The sequence below is a fragment of the Aquimarina litoralis genome (assembly GCF_039523995.1).
In the GTDB taxonomy this organism is placed as follows: domain Bacteria; phylum Bacteroidota; class Bacteroidia; order Flavobacteriales; family Flavobacteriaceae; genus Aquimarina; species Aquimarina litoralis.
In genome coordinates this window covers 138,196-158,246 of sequence record NZ_BAAAGE010000007.1, presented here as the reverse complement: position 1 = coordinate 158,246, position 20,051 = coordinate 138,196, and the positions used below count along the sequence as shown (strand labels likewise).

Below are 20,051 nucleotides of genomic sequence, written 5' to 3'. Positions count from 1 at the left end.
AAAGTTTGTAGAAAGAGAAAAGGAATATGAAGACAATTGATAAAATACCCACCTCCAAATTAGGTAGAACCACAGAGTTGGTGAAAACTGGAGTAAAAGTAGGAGGGAATTATCTGAAATATTATAGTAAAAAAGCTATAAACCCTAACACTACTAGAGATAAACTAAATGAAGATAATGCTGCTGATATTTATGACGGACTAAAAAATTTGAAAGGAAGCGCATTGAAAGTAGCACAGATGCTTTCCATGGAAAAAAACATTTTGCCGAATGCTTATGTTGAAAAATTTTCCCTATCACAGTTTAGCGTTCCGCCATTATCAGCTCCTTTAGTAAGGAAGACATTTAAGAAATATCACGGAAAATATCCGGAAGATTTATACGATACGTTTGCAACTCAATCTGTTAATGCCGCCAGTATCGGACAGGTACATAAGGCCGCTAAAGACGGGAAAAAACTTGCTGTGAAAATTCAATATCCTGGAGTTGCAGACAGCATAAGTTCTGATTTGGCGATGGTAAAGCCCATCGCCATCAGGATGTTTAATTTAAAAGGAAAAGATTCTGATAAGTATTTTCAGGAATTGGAAGGTAAATTACTAGAGGAAACAGATTACGTATTGGAAGTAAAGCAAAGTAAAGAGATTACAAATGCCTGCGCTAAAATTGAAAATCTAAGGTTCCCAAAGTATTATGAAGATTTATCTAGTAAGCGGATCATTACGATGGATTGGATGGATGGAGAGCATCTTAGTGAGTTTGCAAAACATAACGAGGATCAAGAAAAAGCCAATAGAATTGGACAAGCTCTTTGGGATTTCTATATGTATCAAATGCATATCTTGAAAGCTGTGCATGCGGATCCACATCCTGGGAATTTCTTGGTAGATAAAGAGGGAAATCTGATTGCAATAGATTTTGGATGTGTAAAGAAAGTACCGTTGGAGTTTTATACTCCTTATTTTGAATTAGCTGAAAGAGAAAATATAAATAACCCAGAATTCTTTGCTCAAAAGATGTTTGAACTCGAAATACTCCGAGAAGATGATTCTGACGAAGAGAAGAAATTTTTCTCGGAGCTATTTTATGAGATGTTAAGTTTATTTACAACACCATTTAATAAAGATGTTTTTGACTTTGCAGATCAGGAGTTTTGGGATAAAATAACAGAGTTAAGTGAAAAATATTCTAAAGATACCGAGCTAAGGAAAATGAATGGAAATAGAGGAAGTAAGCATTTCCTGTATATCAATAGAACATTCTTTGGTTTATATAACTTATTACACGATTTAAAAGCAACAATTCGTGTGAAAAATTTTGAAAAGTACCTTTAGTCAGTTGCTAAGACTGGCTTTGGTTTGTTTATTTATTGGTTAGGTTGTTAGAAAGGCATGCTGTGGTTGGCGTGCCTTTCGCTTTTTTAAAAGAAAACTTTTTACTAGTACAAATACGTTTGTAGAATTTATGTGTCATTCATCGAAAAAAAGAAAATTTATACAAAGAAGTCACTCTTAACAAATTTTCTGTTTATCTAATTTTATACCTGACAATACTTATTTGCTTTAACCACAAATTTGGTATTACAAATGATAAATCAGATCGGGAAAAAGAATAGAGGTATGAATGTGGAATCGATATATAATACTAAAAGAATAGATACTTTAGAAACTACGTTTTCTGTGTATCTTAATCAAAGATTAAATGTTATTTATATCGATTTACATAAGAATGATGCTAACGTTTTTTATAAGATCTATAACAGAAAAAGAAAGCTTGTAAAAGAAAAATACAATCTTTCTCAGAGAAACACTTTATCTCTTCATTCTTTTCCCACTGATTTATATATCATCGAAGTTAGTGATGGCATACATAAAGTTGTGAAAACTATTTTGAAACTTAAATAAGTACTATAAGTTTTTCCAAAAAAGCTTTAGTTGTTTTTTATACGTAAGATAAGAGGAAAATATTTGTTATGCATGCATACAATAAGCTTGTAGTTTCTTTTATCAAAAACGTAAGAATACATATCTTGCCCTGCAGTTTTTTTTAAACTGAATTGTAATAATTAATTATTACACACAATACACACTCAATATTATAATATATGTATACTTCAAGAGTAACAGGATTAGGAAGTTATGTTCCTGAAAATGTTGTAACTAATGACGATCTATCGAAAATAATGGATACAAATGATGCTTGGATTCAAGAGCGTACAGGTATTAAAGAAAGACGTCATATAAAAAAGGGAGATGGTAATAGTACTTCTATAATGGGAGTAAAAGCAGCAAAAATTGCTTTAGAAAGAGCAAACCTAACGAAGGATGATATAGATTTTATCATTTTTGCCACATTAAGTCCTGATATGTATTTCCCTGGAGGAGGCGTTAGAGTTCAGGATATGATGGATATGAATACAATTCCAGCTTTGGATGTTAGAAATCAATGTAGTGGTTTTGTATATGCTGTATCCGTGGCGGATCAGTTTATCAAAACAGGAATGTACAAAAATGTGCTGATTATTGGAAGTGAGAATCATAGTGGAGGTTTGGATATGACAACAAGAGGTAGAGCAGTATCTGTTATTTTTGGCGATGGTGCCGGAGCTATGGTTTTATCTAGAAATGAAAAAGATGATGGGGGTGGAGTTTTATCTACACATTTACATAGCGAAGGAGCACATGCTAAAGAATTGTCATTAGAAGGGCCAAGTACTGAACATTGGGTACCTGAGATTATAGAAAAGAATGATCAGGAGAATATTACGTATTATCCATATATGAACGGACAATTTGTTTTTAAAAATGCAGTAGTACGTTTTTCTGAAGTTATTAACGAAGGCCTACAACAAAATAACTTATCTCCATCGGATATAAATATGCTTATCCCGCATCAGGCGAATCTTAGAATTTCTCAGTTTGTACAAAAGCAATTTAGATTATCTGATGATCAAGTGTATAACAATATTCAACGATATGGTAATACAACAGCTGCTTCAATTCCAATTGCACTTACAGAAGCTTGGGAAGAAGGAAAGATTAAAGAAGGTGATGTTGTCGTTTTGGCAGCTTTTGGAAGTGGATTTACGTGGGGTAGTGCTGTTATTAAATGGTAACCTGATCAAACAATCACATAAAATAAAATCGCGAAACCATAAGTTTCGCGATTTTTTGTTTACCGGGTTATTTTTTTCTTTAAAGGCTAATTCAAATAAATTATAACCATAATGGTACTATAATAGACGTGACATATTGCATAGTGTTACAAAAACATTATAATTTTTACAATTATTTAACTTAGCAGGCTTTAATTTTGAAGATATGTGAATTTAACAAAAAATATAACTATTCTTTAATGAATTAACAAAATCATTAGTTTTTCTAGAGTATTCCTCCGCCAGATTTTTCATTTGAATCTCTTCGTTTTCTTCTTACTTTTCGATTTTTTCCACTACCAAAACGATAGGATAGTCCTAAAAATACAGTTTGTGTTTCCCCTTGAAATTGACCATTTTGTTCAAAAGGAAAGTCTCCAGAGAATCTAAAACGCATGGTGTTAAAGATATCGTTGAAATTAATGCTAGCCGTACCTTTTCCACCTAAGAAATTATATCGTGCTCCAGTGTTTACGAAATAAAATGGTTTTGTTTTAAACTGTATTCCCTCTTGCTCACCACGATAGAATCCAAATATCTGAAAGGTTAAGTTTTTTGTTGCTTTAAAATTGTTATTTATTCTGAAGTTGTATACCACTGCATCAACCTCGCTAGAAACTTGAACAATTTCATCTACTCCATTTACTTCTACAACATCTTCTACAATACCTTTTTGAGTTTGCGCATACAAATCAAAACTAGCATTAAAATTCCACCATTTCGTCGGTCTGTAGTTACTAGAGATTTCGATTCCATACGCAGAGTTGTTATCAAAATTCTCAAACGTAAGAATTTGTCCTTCTTCAACTGTTGGATCTGCTAATAGCGTTTGATTAATTTCATCATTAATAAGGCGATAAAATGTTCCAGCAGTAATAGATCCTCCCGTCAATTTACGAGTGTAGTTAAACTCGATAGAATTTGTAAACTGAGGGTCTAATTCCGGATTTCCTCTAGAGGTAATTCTAGGGGTACTCCATTCTCTTATCGGGTTTACCTGATTTAATCCTGGTCGGTCTACACGTCTACTATAACTTAGTTGATACGAGTTTTTTTCACCTGGTGTATATGTTAGATAGGCTGAAGGGTACACAGTAAAAATATCATCTTCAAATACTTTTACATCGTTAAAAATAGCTTCTACCTGATAACTTTCTAATCGTGCTCCTAGTTGATACGACCATTTCTCATAATTTTTACCATAAGTTGCATATAAAGCATGAATGTCTCTATCATAACGATATTTAGAATCATCAAATAAAGTGGATCTATACTCATTATCAGTACGTCTTATACGTCCTTCGTATCCTAATTCTAGCTTTGTTTTTTCTGATAACGGATTCACATAATCTAGGTTGATAGTGGTATTTGTTCTTTCGTTATTTAATATATCATTATAATCTGGAGTAGCGCCACCAGCAAAATTGAAATCATCATCACTATCACCTTCAAAAATGTTATAATCTACTTCTAACTCAATGTTATGCCCGTCTTTCTCAAAATCGTGTTTATAATCAAAATTATAAGTAGAACCAAGATTATCACTGTCATTAATCAAGTTTTGGAATATGTTGTTTTCTGGATTATCGAGAAAGTCAATATCAGTAGTACCGTTAATGTTTCCATCAAATAAATTTTGATTTGTATATAATGATATGGTGTTCTTATCATTAATATAGTAGTCAAAACCTACCTTGAAAAGGTGAGATTTATTGTTATCTAAAAAGCGAAAATCTGTTCTATAGTTTTGATCACCTCTAAAAATAAAACCTTGTTGTCGATTCTTAGTAATATTGGCTCCGTAATTTCCATAAACGTTTATTTTTCCACTTCGGTAATTCAGATCTATCGAGCTATTAAATCGCGCATTTTGATCCCAGTTTACACCCAAGTTGATGTTTCCATTAAAACCAATATTAGCATTTTTACGTAGTACTATATTAATGATACCACTCATACCTTCGGGATTATATTTTGCCGATGGATTGGTTATTAATTCTACGGATTTAATCGATGTAGAAGGAATTTGTTTTAATAATTGAGTAGGCGAGATGTTCGTTGGTTTTCCGTCAATTAGTATCTGTACATTAGGGTTACCACGTAGCGCGATATTCCCATCTTGATCTACATTAACTGATGGAATATTCTGCATGATTTCTGCAGCAGTACCACCAGTAGTCGTAAGGTCTTTCCCTATATTTACTACCTTGCGATCTATTTTTTGTTCGATCGTTGTACGTTCTGCAATAATGGTAACATGATCCAGTGCTTGTGCTTCCTCTTCTAAGGAGATGACTCCTACATTAACATCTTTGTTCTTTCTAGATATTTCTATAGGTTGTGTATAACTGGTATATCCAATGAATTGTACTTTTAGTGTATAATTTCCATTAGGAATATCAGGAATAAGAAAAGTTCCATCTTCTTTTGTAATTCCTCCACTAACTAATTTGTTAGCTCCGTCATTTACTACGATTGTTGCATAAGGAATTGGTTGTTTAAGGTTTTTGTCGATTACTGTTCCCGAAATAGTACCAACAATTATACTGTTGCTAGGCTGAGCGGTAAGCAAGGAACAGCTTATTAATAAAATAAATAAGAATACATTGTGGGTGGTTTGCCTAATAGGTAGGTTGATTTTTTTCATATTAAATGTGTTTTGATTGATGTATGCAAAACAATGTACTGGGTATTGCATAATATCAGTGCATTTGTTTTCCCTTTTTTACGTTGATTAAACGTATAACTGTATGACGATGTAACCTAAAATCTGTTACACAAAATATTTCTTTTAACAATTAATTATATAACCAAAGACCGCTCCTGGATAAGGAGCGGTCTTCTTATAATAATCAAATAGTAACACTAACCATCAACTATGAATAAAATTTGATTATTAAGTAACTAACTAACTAAATTTATGAAAAATCATATTTCTTTATCTATAAGACGTGCAGTACAAGTCTTATGTTACACCTGTTTTTTGTTTTTAACATTTTAGGGTTTATTTTTAACGTTTGCAGACTGTAATCGCTATGAATTAACGTTATTTTGCGACTAAAATCATGCTTATGAAGGGAAAAAAGACCTTAGTGTTGGGAGCTTCGCTTAAACCAGATAGATATTCTAATTCGGCAATTCATCGATTGGTTAATAGTAATCAGGAAGTAGTAGCAATTGGATTGCGATCTGGTGAAGTAGCAGGAATTACTATTCATACATTTCTAACATCATTTGAGGATATACATACGGTAACCCTATACCTAAATCCTTCCAGACAAAAGCAATATTATGACTATATTATTGGACTTCATCCAGAAAGAGTGATTTTTAACCCAGGAACAGAAAATCCAGAGTTTTATAATGTATTGCAAGAAGCAGGTATTAATGTTGAAGTGGCTTGCACCTTAGTATTACTTTCTACGAATCAGTACTAAGCCTAAAAAGGTTAATAGGCCATTAAGAATTAAAATAAAGAACCCAAATTCGAAACCAAACCATTTGGCACTATTGATACTTATAATGTACGATAGTATGGGTGATAGAATTGCAATGATAGGAACCAATCTATCTTTGATTTTCATTTTAGTAAATAAACCAAAAGCATAAAGTCCCAAAAGTGGACCATAGGTGTATCCAGCAAAAACGAATAACTTAGCAATAACGCTTTCATCTTTGATTACGTATTTAAAGGCTACGATCACCAGAATCAATAATAAAGAAAATAGAATGTGATATTGTTTTCTTGCTTTTATTTGATCTTCAGGATTTAGTTTTTTTTCTATATCCATGATATCAATACTAAAAGAAGTAGTTAACGAAGTTAGCGCACTATCTGCACTACTGTAGGCTGCAGCAATTAATCCTAAGACAAAGAAAATAGCAATTCCAATTCCTAATCCACTCTGAGTTGCAATAATTGGAAAAAGTTGATCCTTATGAGCATCAATTCCATGTTGTCCCGCATATTGAGTTAATAATAAGCCTAATCCAAGAAATACAAAATTGACTATAGTCAGAACTATAGTAAACCAAAACATGTTTTTTTGAGCATCTTTTAAGTTTCTGCAAGTAAGATTTTTTTGCATCATATCCTGATCCAAACCTGTCATAACAATGGCAATAAAAGCACCAGAAATAAATTGTTTTACAAAATGATCTCCACTTTTAAAATCATCCAAAAAGAAAATTTTAGAAAGGTCACTATCTAAAACATACCCTATTAAACTAGTGCCGTCAATTCCTAAATCACTAGCAACGTAGTATACAGCAACACCTACCGCAATTAGCATAAATAAGGTTTGCAATGTATCTGTCCAAACTATGGTTTTGATACCAGATTTAAAAGTGTAGAGCCAAATAAGAAGTATAGTGATAATCACTGTAATCCAAAATGGAATACCAATACTATCAAACATAATAACTTGTAGAACATTCGCTACTAGAAATAACCTAAAACTAGCACCCACAATTCTGGATATTAGAAAAAAAGAAGCTCCAGTTTTATAGGAATACCTTCCGAAACGTTCTTCTAGATAGGTATATATAGAAGTTAGATTTAGTTTATAATAGAGAGGTAGTAGTACTGTACCAATTACGGCGTACCCAACGATATACCCTAATACAACTTGCATGTAGCTAAATTGCGAAGCTTCAACCCAACCTGGTACTGAAATAAAAGTAACACCACTTAGCGATGCTCCAATCATTCCAAAAGCTACTATATACCATGGAGATTGGCGATTGGCTTTGAAAAAAGCGTCGTTTCCCGAATTCTTTCCTGTGAAATATGAGATTAAAAGAAGTACACCAAAATATCCGGCAATTAGAAAAAGAATATGTATCGGTTGCATAGAGTGTTCGAATTAGTAAAATACCAAAATACGAATTAATCTATGACAATATCAATCCTAAACTACAAACTATTTATTTCTAGTATCGCTTTCTATCATGCCATCACGTAATCGAATGACTCTATGTGCATGAGCGGCAACTTCTTCTTCATGGGTAACAAGGATTACAGTATTTCCAGCAGCATGAATATCATCAAATAACTGCATGATTTCCAAAGAGGTTTTCGAATCTAGGTTTCCTGTTGGTTCATCTGCCAGTATAATAGAAGGTTTATTTACCAATGCTCTACCCACAGCAACTCTTTGTCGCTGCCCTCCAGATAATTGATTGGGTTTGTGATCCATTCGATCAGCAAGGCCTACATCTGTCAATACTTCTTCCGCTCTGGCATTTCTGTCTTTTTTAGAAGTACCTGCATAAATCATTGGTAATGCAACATTATCTAAAGCAGTTGTTCTTGGCAATAAATTAAATGTTTGAAATACAAAACCGATCTCCTTATTTCTAATTTCTGCTAATTCGTCATCAGTCATTTTACTCACATCATTTCCATTAAGATTATACGTGCCATCGGTAGGAGTATCCAAACAACCTAAAAGATTCATTAGAGTTGATTTTCCTGATCCAGAAGGTCCCATAATAGCTATGTAATCTCCTCTTTTAACTTCAAGATCAATACCCTTGAGTACATACACGGTTTCCTGGCCTAGTTGAAAGTTTCTAATGATACCTTTAATATCGATAACGTTTTCCATGTGATGCTTTAATTATAGCGTAAGATACGATTTTAGCCTATATGACGTACGATCAATAAATTTGTTACAACAAAATAGATTTAATTATCAAGCTTTTCTGAACCATGATAACTCCATCCACGTATTTTTAATTTTGAAAGCTTTAAAAATTAGGGAAATTTCAGATTATTAGGGTGTTGTTTTTATGATAGAATAGTGCTATCTTTAAGAGATAAGATTAACGTCTTAATATAAGGGATGTAGTATTTGGAAATATGTAAATGGAAAGTCTGTTTGCATCAACCTCTAAATATACCAATATGTCTTTACGCAAACCACCAATTAAAAATTCCACTGAAAACCAAATTGTACTGTCCGAAGAATTTATAAGTTCAAAAAAGAGCCTTTTTCATTTTGTTACACATATAAATCATGATTTTGTGTTATGGAAGGACGATAAGATAATAGATACTTTTTCAGGTTCTTATAAAAATACTGAAGAAGTCGGTATTCCTAGGATTATCCAAAAAAGATTTTGGTTACAATTATATACTAAAACAAACACTTACCTGATAAACCAATGTCTAACCTCAGAAAGAGAGTGGAAATGGGTGACTACAAATTTTAAAGTAAGGAGAAATGAGGATAATGAGATTTTGAATTATTTAATTGAGAGAAATATTCCTTCTAAACGTACAATCGAAAACATCAAGTCGTTGTACAAAAAACTAATAGATATCGAAAAGACGATGGGAATAGAGGTAGCAAATAACTATTTTAATAAATTCCTTGCGGAAAAAAGTAAAACATATGACCAGTACATGAAAGAATTATGTTTATCCACAGATAGGACTATGTTAAAAGTGAACTATCATAAAAATAATGCTATTCCTTCTATTTCCTAATGATAAAATGCTCTTTTGCTTGTTCGGTTCTAAAAAACACAAATCCTAGTGAATAGGTATCTATAGTTACAGTTACTTTTGGATGCTTTTGTATGGTGTTCCAGATATCAAAATTTTTTTTGGTATATCGGATGGAATTTATAAGTAATAAAGAGTCATTATGTGTGTTTTCTAATATGGCGTCTAGTATATCTATATTTGACATAAAGTAGTTAATTTCTAAAAATACCAAGTCGAACGTTACATTATTTTGAAAAGAAGTATAAGTAGATATCTCATTGTTTTCAGATATAATTTGGACAATGGTATCCGGTTTTTTTTTCAAAACAAGCACTTTTTTATAATCGAAATAAGGGATGGTGCGATTTAGTAGTTTTGCAGAATTTAGAGTAATACTAATACTTGATTTTTTACTTATAATCGATTGTATTTTCTCATAAGATTTTCTTTTAGTCCGATTATAAAAACATTTGGTTACCAAGTTGTATACAAAAGGCGAATGAACCCCATGTTGATTTGTAGATTTTACTAAAAAAAGAAAGTAAGATTTAATTTTAAATAGCATGCTTACAATAAATAGATGTGTTATTCCATTTTTTCGGATAACTCTAGCCAACGCATTTCTTTTTCTTCTATGCTATCAATAATATCTTTTAGTTTAGCAGATTCCTCATTGATTTTATCTTCATCCAAATTACCGCTAGTAAATAATTCTTCTATTTCCTTTTTTTGTAACTCCAGTTTTTTTAGCTCACGTTCTATACGACTATACTCTTTCTGTTCATTATAAGATAGAGCACTTTTATTATCTTTTTTCCAAGAAGTCTTTGGTTTTGACGCTGGATCATCTGTTTTAACTTTTTCTGGAAGTCTGCTGTTTTCATAAACTCTATAGTCAGAGTAATTTCCAGGGAAATCTTCGATAACTCCTTTACCTCTAAATACAAACAAATGATCCACAATTTTATCCATAAAGTAACGATCGTGAGAAACCACTATCAAACATCCAGGAAAATCCAAAAGGAAATTCTCCAATACGTTTAAGGTTACAATATCAAGATCATTCGTAGGTTCATCAAGGATTAAGAAGTTTGGATTTTGGATAAGAACGGTACATAAATATAGTCTTTTTCTTTCTCCTCCACTTAGTTTTTCTACAAAATCATATTGCTTTTTACGATCGAATAAAAAACGCTCTAACAATTGTTGTGCAGAAATTTGACGTCCTTTTTTCAAAGGAATATAATCACCAAATTCTCTAATGACATCAATTACTTTTTGTCCTTCTTTTATGGTAATACCTCTTTGTGTATAGTACCCGAATTTTACAGTTTCTCCAATTACTATTTTACCTTGATCGGGAGTAATGGCACCAGTAATCATATTAAGAAAGGTTGATTTACCAGTTCCGTTTTTACCGATAATTCCAACACGTTCCCCTTTTTTGAAAACGTATTCATACTTATCCAGGAGAATAAGATCGTCGAATTTTTTAGAAACTTTATGGATTTCCAGAATCTTGCTTCCCAGACGTTCCATATTGATTTCTAATTGTACCTCATGATCATTTCTTCTTTTATGAGCACGTTCTTTGATTTCATAAAAATCGTCAATACGAGATTTAGATTTCGTAGTACGCGCTTTGGGTTGGCGTCTCATCCAATCTAATTCTTTTTTGTAAAGTTGTTTAGCTTTGTTGGTTTCTATTTCTTCATTCGCTATTCTAGCTTCTTTGTTCTGTAGATAATAGGCATAATTACCTTTGTAGCTATATAATCTTCCATTTTCTAATTCTACAATTTCATTACAAACATTTTCTAGAAAATAACGATCATGAGTAACCATAAAAAGAGTGAAGTTTTCTTTGGCAAAGTATTCTTCTAACCATTCGATCATTTCTAGATCTAAATGGTTTGTAGGTTCATCAAGATATAATAATTCAGGTTTGCTAAGTAAGATATTTGCTAAGGCTAACCTTTTTTTCTGCCCACCAGATAGTTGACTTACTTTTTGTTGTAGGTTCTCGAGTTTTAGTTTAAAGAGTATCTGTTTGTATTGTGTTTCAAAATCCCAGGCATTTAAAGCATCCATTTGTTCAAAAGCTTTTTGGTAAGCTTTTGTATCATCTGGATTTTGTAATGCTTTCTCATAAGCATTAATAACACGTAAGGTGTCATTATCTGAAGCAAAAATAGTTTGCTCTATAGTAAGATTAGGATCTAAATTGGGCTCTTGAGGTAGAAAAGCTACTTTCAGGTTTTTTCTATATACGACCTGACCTTCATCTGGTTCTTCATCTCCTGCAACAATATTTAGTAAAGACGTTTTACCAGTTCCATTTTTAGCTACAAAACCAATTTTTTGACCTTCATTAATTCCGAACGATATGTTATTAAATAGCACTCGTTCTCCAAAAGATTTTGCAATATTTTCTACCGATACGTAATTCACAAGCTTTTTTTTAAAGCTGCTAAGGTACAAAGTTGGTATATAATAAGTCTATTTGGATCTAAGTTTCTTGATAGATTATAGCAAGTATTCTACATGATTTATGAAGTCTAAAGAATGCAAAAAGAGTGTGAAGATATAAATTTCACACTCTTTTTTGAAAAATAGCTTATCAATTAGCCCTGCTTAAACCAACTTCTGCAGATACAGTAACTTTACAGTTAGAAACCGTTATACAGCAGCAGTTACAAAGACCCCATTGATCTGCATAGCATCCACAGGTCCCGAATTCTACATCACATTCTATGCTAACTCCGATTCCAGCGGCTAGTACAATATTGTTTGGGTCCAGATTGTTTAGAAAAGGAGCATGGTTATAGGTCTCAGATAACTCTTTTAATCTTTCAGAATGTTTGAAATTTCTATCCACAATACTTTCTTTCATGACAGAAACCACTTTGTGTTCTTTAAAATAAGGTACCTTTCTAGTGTGTTTAAAAATAGCTGCAGAGGTATAGATTCCATCATTTGCTTTAAGATCATTGTAAGATCCGTCATCAAAAAACGATGTGTTATCAAATGTTACTGTATCCAGCATGGGCTCCTCTTCAGAAAAATTTACAAAAACCAATTCTCTAACATATTCTTTTTCAGAAATACTTCTAATTCTAGAATCCAATAAGGCAACATTTTCTTTAAAAAAAGAAGACTCTCTCTCTTCAAAATTTACTGTTTCTAAGGACTTTTTCTGATCAACATCTGTAATGTTGAGGTTGTCCTTGGTGCAGGATAATAATGTAAATAAACAACCCAATATTGTCGTATAAATTAGTATTCTTTTCATGTTACTTTGTCTTAAATATTACCTACTCTATCTATAAGCTTTTCGGTTTTCGCTTTTTAAAAATTGTTGTTTGAATTATAATTTTGGATGATCAGCCAAATAATAAACAATTGTTTATTTGTACAGAGGAGTAATAACAAATGAAAATGTTACCCAGACAATCTTGTTTTTTTTAGAAAAGGTAAAATATCAACTTTAAAGAATGTTAAGAAGTTTGAAAACTATTCTCCTAACTACAATAGAGTTTTCTATATTTTTTTAAAGAGTTAACATGTAATAACAATGAGGATTATATGTGTTTCTTGTTGGATAGTATTGTATGATTTAAGAGCGAGCTTTAAAAGAATGAATTAGGAAATTCTTTCTTAATCAAATGTGTAGTATTAGAAAACAGAAATATTTAAAGTTACTCAAAAAGACTATATTTTTTTTCTTCGTCTTGTTACCGAGAATAGAAATATAAAAATCATGAGAAAAATCGCAACTCTTGCAAGATAATCACCAGCTCTAACATAGAAAGTAATTTTTTTATTAGTAGTAAGAGTGCCTTTTAAGGCTCCCTGCTCATTATATGGTAAAGACGAGATGATATTTCCAGTTTGGTTTATAATTGCAGAAATACCAGTATTTGCACTTCTGGCAATACTTCTTCGTGTTTCTATAGCTCTTAATTTTGCATAGGCCAAATGTTGTTGATGACCTTGTGTTACGCCCCACCAAGCATCATTGGTAATAATTGCTAAGAAATCCGCATTATTTCTTACATAACCTGTGACAAATTCTCCGTAAACGCTTTCATAACAAATGATTGGCGCTGCACCCAGTTCTTCTTTTGTAAAAAAGACTTCTCGATTTGGTTGTGTTGTTTTCTTAGCTACAGTACCTCCTAAATCGATCATAGCATCGCCAATGATCGGTTTAAAAACACTTTGGTACGGAAAATTCTCTACTCCAACCACTAATTTACTTTTGTGATATAACTCGTCTGTACCATCCGGTCTTACTAAAAAGGCAGAATTATAGTCATCATAAAACACACCACTTTTATGTTCATTCGTTTGTGGACGAACTTGGACTGGATCTCTAAAAACATCTAATAAGGAAATTCCCGATAGAAAATTAGCTTTTGGATAATTTTGAATAATAGCACTAGCAGTTTTTTTTGCAATAGAACTCTTAAATGTTTTTAATCTATTATTATCGGCAAAAACAGTTTCTGGCGCAATAACAAAATCTGTATTTTCTGTTATTTCTTTTTGAGAAAGAGAAGTTAACAATGCACCTACACGATCATCGCTAGTATTATATTTTTCGGTATAGGGGTTTATGTTTGGTTGCAAAATAACAACTTCCACCTCTTTGCCATCTTCTTCATAGGTTTTTAAAATAATAAGAGAAATTATTATTGGGATGATAATGATCAATCCATTTTGGAGACCTGCTTTGTATAGAATTGACTTGTCTTTATGTTCTAGAAAAAGTAATATACTTTTATAGACACCGATGTTTACAATCCAAATCCAAAGGGTACCTCCAAAAGTTCCGGTGTATTCGTACCATTGTATCCATGAAGTAAAATTGGCAAATCCATTTCCTAAATTAAGCCAAGGCCAAGAAAACTGCCATTGTAGATGAAGATACTCAAAACTCATCCATATACAAATGAGAAAGATAGTTCCAATGAAGAATGAAGCTCTTCTTGCGACAATATGATACAAAAGAAATACTAATGCCATTATCAGTGTATTTACAATTTCTGCAAACCACATTCCGAATGGAGTAGAATTATAGATCCACCATGTGGTAATCATATTCCAGATAAATAGCGAGAGAAAAGCAAATCCAAATACTTGAGATTTATGATACTTGTTCGTGCGGACTTTGTACTCAACAACTAATAAGGGGACAAAACCGAAAAAGAGAAATAGCGGGAAACCATAAGTAGGCCAACCAATAGCAAGCAATAAGCCTGATAAAATGACAAGTAATATGTTCTTCATAAAAGATGTTGTGTCTTAGAAACGAAATTAAACTTATTTCGTTACAAAACTGAAACCTAAGCTAAAAAAATGTTATGATAGTATAAAGGCTATCTAAAAAGACTCCAATCTACTTTTATAGAAAATACATTAGAATAAATAGCAGCGCTTTGATCGCCGATGTCTGTGAGTGCATAATCTACCTGTATGCCTTTATATTGAAAACCAATTCCAAAATTTGGTTGAAAGCCTACGTTATCGGATCCATCAAATTGCTCAATATTTTGGAAATTACCTACACCTCCACGAAGATAAACGATTTGAGCATAGTCTAATTCAAAACCAAAAGCCGGAGTAACACTGATTGCAGAAGATGAAATAATATCATTTGTTTCAGCAAAACGCACATTCATATCTAATTCTGTATTTAGACCAAATTTTGTTCCTATATCAAATTTTCTGGCGGCTCCAAACTGAAGTTTAGGTATCGTAATTTCTGTAGTTTCTGGTAATTCCTGATCTCTTATCTGTGGAATTTGATCTTCATCCGGAATACCATCTCCGTTAAGATCACCAATAGCAAATTCTTCTACACTCCAGGCATTAAAAGTAGTGGTAATATCTCTAACCATTACTCCAAATTGCCAATTGTTCTTTTGATATTGTAATGCAGCATCGAAACCAAATCCCCATGAAGATGCAAAATCTCCAATAATACGTCGGATTACTTTAGCATTAGCACCATAACTGAGACCTTCTATGGGTAGTTTTCTTGAATATGAAAATGTGAAGGCATAATCGGCCGCCGAGAATAGATTAATTCTGGTATAATCAATATTACCATCAGCGTCCACTAAGCTAGTAGTATCAAGAATGTCATCTACTCCAAAACGAATCAAAGAAAATGAAATGGCACTTTTTTCATCTAATGGCATACCAAAAGCTAGGTAATCATAGTTAGCAATATTAGCGAAATATGCTGCATGCATGAAAGAAACCTGATTGTCTTCTAAATTGATCAATCCAGCAGGATTCCAATATCCAGAATTTACATCACCAGAAGTAGCGACAACAGCATTAGCCATACCTAACGCCCCAGCATCCACACCAATATTCAGAAATTCATTGGAATATTTACGAGTTTGAGCTGAAGAGAAAAACACAGACAAACTAAACAATGCGATTATAATTCTTTTCAATCCTAGCAATTTTTGACAAATATCTTACTATTTTTCAACATTATAAACTTTATTTACGATTTCATATTGTGTAGTCTATGTTAATAGACGGAAATAGTTTGCTATTTTTACACAAAATATATCCATATGAAGCTGAAAAAGCAAATTCCTAATATCATTACCCTTCTTAATCTTTTGTGTGGATGTATTGCTACGATTTTTGCTGTACAGGGAGATTTGGAGTTGGCAGCCTTATTTGTTGTGCTTGGGATAGGATTTGACTTTTTTGATGGATTAGCGGCGAGATTGCTAAAAGTACAAAGTGAACTCGGATTACAGTTAGACTCGCTAGCAGACATGGTAACAAGTGGATTAGTGCCAGGTATTGTAATGTTTCAATTGATGGCAAAAGTATATAATGTCTCTTCAGATCAAGTACTTAGATATCAGGTTTATGACAAGGATTTTATAGAAGGTTATACAGAGTTTTTACCTATTTTAGGATTGCTTATTACGTTGGCTTCAGCGTATCGATTAGCGAAGTTTAATATCGATACGAGACAGACGACTTCATTTATTGGATTGCCAACTCCTGCTAATACCTTGCTTATTATTAGCTTGCCTTTAATTCTTAGTTTCAACTCTGCAGAATGGATTGCAGATATTATTTTGAATCAATGGTTTTTAATAGGCCTAACATTGGTAAGTTGTTACTTACTTAATGCCGAAATTCCATTATTTGCTTTAAAGTTTAAAACATGGGGTTTTCAGGAGAATAAAATTAGATATGTTTTCTTACTAATAGCGATTTTGTTGTTGATATTTCTTCAATTCACCGCGATACCTGTAGTAATATTGCTGTATGTTTTGATATCTTTGATTTTTAAGGAAGGAAATACAGTCTAGATTCCGTATTATCATGAGAAACCATGTTGGGTTTTACTTTTTGTTGTTCGTAAGCCTACTTATTCTTAGCTGCTCGAATACCACCAAAACTACATTCAAAACGGGAGAACATATTATTACTCTTATAAAAGAACATGATTCACTGCATTATGTGCAGATTGCTTCCGATTCTTTAGTGGATAATTGGGAATTACCGTATCCAGTATATCAGTTTACGCATGGAGATGTAGATGGTAATGGAAAAGACGATATATTAGTGGGAGTAATAAAGACCACAAGATTTGATTCTATAAAACGAAAACGTCTTTTTATTTTCAAAAATTACAAAGGATATGTTCGACCATTATGGTTAGGTTCTCGTTTAAGTAAACCTTTAGTAGATTTTGATTTTATAGAAACTCAGGAAGGAAACTTTATTAGAAGTATTGAAAAAGAACAAAGTGGTAACGTGCTTATCGCAGAATATAAATGGAAACGGTTTGGACTGGTATTTACAAAATATCTGCATCGAGAAATAGATAGCGCAAAGGCTATACAAATACTAAGAAATAAAAGTTAACAACTTAAGAACTATGAAAAAACAATTATTGTTGATCAGTGTATTTTTAATTCTCATTGCTTGTGGAAGTGATACAAAAACAAACAAGCAAAATGATATCGTATCGACATCTAATGAAATAGACGAGACAACTCTAGATGAGGAAGAAACTAAGAAAATTGATAATCCTGTTATAGTTAATGGAAAACTAGATGTAGAAAAATTAGGAGAGGATGTGGATTTGCAGATGGATATTTCTTCATTAACCCTGTACGAAATAAGAGTATTACGCAACAGTTTTGCGGCAAAACAAGGATATTGTTTTATGAAAGGTGATCTCCGGTACACTTTTGAAGCTACAAGTTGGTATAATGAGAGAATGGAAAGTAGGTATTGGGCAGAAGAAGGAGGAGAAGATATTGAGCCCATTTCATACTCATCTCAAGAAACAGTTTTTATCGAAAAGTTAAAAAAGCGAGAAGAAGAGTTAAAAACTAAAAATCTCTCAGACCAAGGAAATAGAAAGGTGGCAAATATCGATAATATTGTAAATCTTTTTCAATTAGAAAAGCCTGCTCCTGAGTTGATGGAGATGTTGGCTAAAAATGGATTTGCGATTGTTCCTAATTCGAATATTCAGTTTTTTCATTTGTATGAACAGAATGATTATGCAGAGTTCCCAAATTTTGTGACTACCGATATGTATATGCAATTGTTTCACATGTATTTTGGGTTTATACTTAAGAAAATTGAAGAAGAACAATTTATTCCGATCCTATCAGAAATTTGCCAAAACATGATTAAGGATATGCAAAGTTTAGCTGAAACTTCTTCAGATGAAGCTTTTAGTGAAATGGCAAAATTTAATCAGACGTATTATGCAATTGCGTATACATTGTTAACCGATGCGAGGGTTGAAGTTCCTTCTGGATATGAACAACATTATGAGAATGAATTATTGGCCGTTAAAAGCGAGGAAGATAAGATTTCTGAGTTTTTGGAATTTACTGAAGTTCAGTTTCCATACAGTTTGTTTAAACCAAGAGGACACTATACTAGAACAGAATCGTTAAAACGTTATTTTTGTGCAATGATGTGGTTGCAATCCGCTCCTTTTTGTCTCAATAATGATCTTCAGTTTAAAAGAGCTTTGGTAAATGCTGACGCTCTTGGTAATAGTTCTAATTTTGGGAAAGAGACATTAAAGAAATATAAAGCAATCATGGAGCCTATAGACTTCATTATTGGACAAACGGATAATGTATCTTTCTTAGATTTAGCCGAGTTGCTAGAAAAAGAAGAGCTTCCTTTGGAAGCTATTTTACAAGATACTGAGCGTATAGAAAACCTTAAAGTCGAAGTAAATAAAATTGCGGATATCAAAGATAAAATAAGATCTGGTGGAGGTAGTTGTAAGATAAAAATCAACTTTATACCACAACGATACGTTTCTGATAATGATGTGCTTCAAAATTTGGTGGATTTGAGAAGTGAAGTTTCCAAACGTGCTTACCCACAAGGATTAGATGTAATGGCTGCTTTTGGTAGTAAAGCTGCAGAAGATCTATTGATTAATGAATTAAAAGAAGGAGAGAAGTGGGAAGAATATCCTGGATTGTTAACTAAGATGCAAGAAGAAATGAGTTCCGTAGATTTTGGAGCTACTGTTTATACAAAATGGATTCAGAGTTTGTTGGAGCTTCAAAAAGCTAATGATAGTTATCCTTATTTCATGCAAACTCCAGAATGGAACAAGAAAAATTTAAATGCCTCTTTAGCTTCTTGGGCAGAATTAAAGCATGATTCTATTTTATATGCAGAACAACCAATGGCTGCAGAGTGCGGAGATGGAGAAGGAGTTCCAAGTCCTTATACAGTTGGATATGTAGAACCTAATATTGGCTACTGGAACACTGTGATCGAATTAATTGATCTTACTAAATCGGTATTGGAAAGAAATGAACTTTTGGATTCAAATATTTCTAGAATTACCACTAGCTTAAGAGAGAACGCAGAGTTTTTATTATCTGCAAGTAAAAAAGAACTAGCAGGAAAGAAACTATCTATTCAGGAGTATGGTCAGATAGAAATCATAGGTAGTACATTCGAATGGATTACACTAGATTTGGTAAAGCAAAAAGATCAGTATTTAGATGGATGGCATAATGTACAAGGACCTGATAAATCTGTCGCTGTGGTAGCAGATGTATATACAGCGAATAGTGGGAACAATCCTGATAAGGGGATTTTACATGTAGCTACGGGTAATGTAAATGATTTGTATGTATTAGTGGAGATTGAAGGGTATTTGCATATCACAAAAGGAGCGGTATTTGGATATCACGAATTTCATCTTCCTCTTGGGAATCGTTTAACCGACGAAGAATGGCAGGACATGATAGACAAGAATCAAGCTAAAGGGATTCCTGAATGGATGAAAACTATTATTGTTCCAATTCCTGCTCCAAAAACAAATGAGAAAATATTCTATAGTTCGGGATGTTAAAAAAA

At 32.6% G+C, this 20,051-nt stretch carries 16 protein-coding genes; 8 read left to right on the top strand and 8 right to left on the bottom strand.

Features of this window, described 5'->3' with window-relative positions:
* Nucleotides 1-26: 26 nt before the first annotated feature.
* The 3 genes from ABD077_RS23885 (at nt 27) to ABD077_RS23875 (ending at nt 3,115) form a co-directional block, all read left to right on the top strand.
* Nucleotides 27-1,334, top strand: a complete 1,308-nt coding sequence (locus ABD077_RS23885) for an ABC1 kinase family protein (protein ID WP_343914724.1) — start codon at nt 27-29, stop codon at nt 1,332-1,334.
* 252 nt (nt 1,335-1,586) lie between these two features.
* Nucleotides 1,587-1,904, top strand: coding sequence for a hypothetical protein (locus ABD077_RS23880; protein ID WP_343914723.1), 318 nt, complete (start codon nt 1,587-1,589; stop codon nt 1,902-1,904).
* Nucleotides 1,905-2,104: 200 nt separating this feature from the next.
* Nucleotides 2,105-3,115, top strand: a complete 1,011-nt coding sequence (locus ABD077_RS23875; RefSeq protein ID WP_343914722.1) for a 3-oxoacyl-ACP synthase III family protein — start codon at nt 2,105-2,107, stop codon at nt 3,113-3,115.
* Between the two features lie 265 nt (nt 3,116-3,380).
* Here the strand turns inward: ABD077_RS23875 and ABD077_RS23870 are convergent, their stop codons facing one another.
* Nucleotides 3,381-5,801 carry a TonB-dependent receptor gene (locus ABD077_RS23870; RefSeq protein WP_343914721.1) on the bottom strand — a complete coding sequence of 807 codons (2,421 nt, stop codon included), beginning with the start codon at nt 5,799-5,801 and terminating at the stop codon, nt 3,381-3,383.
* Nucleotides 5,802-6,225: 424 nt separating this feature from the next.
* On the opposite strand from ABD077_RS23870, the gene ABD077_RS23865 reads away from it, so the two are divergent.
* Entirely contained in the window at nt 6,226-6,591 is a 366-nt protein-coding gene (locus tag ABD077_RS23865; protein WP_343914720.1) for a CoA-binding protein, read from the top strand.
* Here ABD077_RS23865 and ABD077_RS23860 read toward each other — a convergent pair.
* Both ABD077_RS23860 and ABD077_RS23855 read right to left on the bottom strand, forming a co-directional pair.
* Complete coding sequence (locus ABD077_RS23860; RefSeq protein WP_343914719.1) at nt 6,568-8,007, bottom strand: sodium:solute symporter; 1,440 nt, start codon at nt 8,005-8,007, stop codon at nt 6,568-6,570. The two genes, ABD077_RS23865 and ABD077_RS23860, sit on opposite strands and share 24 nt — an antisense overlap.
* A gap of 69 nt (nt 8,008-8,076) precedes the next feature.
* Nucleotides 8,077-8,763 carry an ABC transporter ATP-binding protein gene (locus ABD077_RS23855; RefSeq protein ID WP_343914718.1) on the bottom strand — a complete coding sequence of 229 codons (687 nt, stop codon included), beginning with the start codon at nt 8,761-8,763 and terminating at the stop codon, nt 8,077-8,079.
* Nucleotides 8,764-9,062: 299 nt separating this feature from the next.
* On the opposite strand from ABD077_RS23855, the gene ABD077_RS23850 reads away from it, so the two are divergent.
* Complete coding sequence (locus ABD077_RS23850; RefSeq protein ID WP_343914716.1) at nt 9,063-9,647, top strand: hypothetical protein; 585 nt, start codon at nt 9,063-9,065, stop codon at nt 9,645-9,647.
* On the opposite strand, the gene ABD077_RS23845 is transcribed toward ABD077_RS23850, so the two are convergent.
* From ABD077_RS23845 to ABD077_RS23825, 5 genes are all read right to left on the bottom strand, one after another.
* The gene (locus tag ABD077_RS23845) at nt 9,637-9,972 is read right to left on the bottom strand and encodes a hypothetical protein (protein ID WP_343914715.1); all 336 of its coding nucleotides are present in this window, start codon (nt 9,970-9,972) and stop codon (nt 9,637-9,639) included. The genes ABD077_RS23850 and ABD077_RS23845 overlap by 11 nt on opposite strands.
* A 260-nt stretch (nt 9,973-10,232) precedes the next feature.
* The gene (locus tag ABD077_RS23840) at nt 10,233-12,098 is read right to left on the bottom strand and encodes an ABC-F family ATP-binding cassette domain-containing protein (RefSeq protein WP_343914714.1); all 1,866 of its coding nucleotides are present in this window, start codon (nt 12,096-12,098) and stop codon (nt 10,233-10,235) included.
* A gap of 169 nt (nt 12,099-12,267) precedes the next feature.
* Complete coding sequence (locus tag ABD077_RS23835; RefSeq protein WP_343914713.1) at nt 12,268-12,939, bottom strand: hypothetical protein; 672 nt, start codon at nt 12,937-12,939, stop codon at nt 12,268-12,270.
* Between the two features lie 419 nt (nt 12,940-13,358).
* On the bottom strand, nt 13,359-14,939 hold the full coding sequence (gene lnt, locus ABD077_RS23830) for an apolipoprotein N-acyltransferase (RefSeq protein WP_343914712.1): 1,581 nt from the start codon (nt 14,937-14,939) through the stop codon (nt 13,359-13,361).
* Nucleotides 14,940-15,028: 89 nt separating this feature from the next.
* A complete protein-coding gene (locus tag ABD077_RS23825; protein WP_343914711.1) occupies nt 15,029-16,117 on the bottom strand; it encodes a putative type IX sorting system protein PorV2 in 1,089 nt (362 codons plus the stop codon).
* Between the two features lie 126 nt (nt 16,118-16,243).
* Between ABD077_RS23825 and ABD077_RS23820 the strand changes: the two genes are divergently transcribed.
* From ABD077_RS23820 to ABD077_RS23810, 3 genes are read left to right on the top strand one after another with little or no spacing between them, the layout of a single operon-like run.
* The gene (locus ABD077_RS23820; protein ID WP_343914710.1) at nt 16,244-17,002 is read left to right on the top strand and encodes a CDP-alcohol phosphatidyltransferase family protein; all 759 of its coding nucleotides are present in this window, start codon (nt 16,244-16,246) and stop codon (nt 17,000-17,002) included.
* Nucleotides 17,003-17,015: 13 nt separating this feature from the next.
* On the top strand, nt 17,016-17,561 hold the full coding sequence (locus tag ABD077_RS23815) for a hypothetical protein (protein WP_343914709.1): 546 nt from the start codon (nt 17,016-17,018) through the stop codon (nt 17,559-17,561).
* Nucleotides 17,562-17,574: 13 nt separating this feature from the next.
* Nucleotides 17,575-20,046, top strand: a complete 2,472-nt coding sequence (locus tag ABD077_RS23810; RefSeq protein ID WP_343914708.1) for a DUF3160 domain-containing protein — start codon at nt 17,575-17,577, stop codon at nt 20,044-20,046.
* The last annotated feature ends 5 nt before the right edge of the window (nt 20,047-20,051 follow it).

Coding starts and splice junctions, on each gene's coding strand:
- ABD077_RS23885 (WP_343914724.1), top strand. CDS start 27: ATGAAGACAATTGATAAAATACCCACCTCCAAATTAGGTAGAACCACA.
- ABD077_RS23880 (WP_343914723.1), top strand. CDS start 1,587: ATGATAAATCAGATCGGGAAAAAGAATAGAGGTATGAATGTGGAATCG.
- ABD077_RS23875 (WP_343914722.1), top strand. CDS start 2,105: ATGTATACTTCAAGAGTAACAGGATTAGGAAGTTATGTTCCTGAAAAT.
- ABD077_RS23870 (WP_343914721.1), bottom strand. CDS start 5,801: ATGAAAAAAATCAACCTACCTATTAGGCAAACCACCCACAATGTATTC.
- ABD077_RS23865 (WP_343914720.1), top strand. CDS start 6,226: ATGAAGGGAAAAAAGACCTTAGTGTTGGGAGCTTCGCTTAAACCAGAT.
- ABD077_RS23860 (WP_343914719.1), bottom strand. CDS start 8,007: ATGCAACCGATACATATTCTTTTTCTAATTGCCGGATATTTTGGTGTA.
- ABD077_RS23855 (WP_343914718.1), bottom strand. CDS start 8,763: ATGGAAAACGTTATCGATATTAAAGGTATCATTAGAAACTTTCAACTA.
- ABD077_RS23850 (WP_343914716.1), top strand. CDS start 9,063: ATGTCTTTACGCAAACCACCAATTAAAAATTCCACTGAAAACCAAATT.
- ABD077_RS23835 (WP_343914713.1), bottom strand. CDS start 12,939: ATGAAAAGAATACTAATTTATACGACAATATTGGGTTGTTTATTTACA.
- lnt (WP_343914712.1), bottom strand. CDS start 14,939: ATGAAGAACATATTACTTGTCATTTTATCAGGCTTATTGCTTGCTATT.
- ABD077_RS23820 (WP_343914710.1), top strand. CDS start 16,244: ATGAAGCTGAAAAAGCAAATTCCTAATATCATTACCCTTCTTAATCTT.
- ABD077_RS23815 (WP_343914709.1), top strand. CDS start 17,016: ATGAGAAACCATGTTGGGTTTTACTTTTTGTTGTTCGTAAGCCTACTT.
- ABD077_RS23810 (WP_343914708.1), top strand. CDS start 17,575: ATGAAAAAACAATTATTGTTGATCAGTGTATTTTTAATTCTCATTGCT.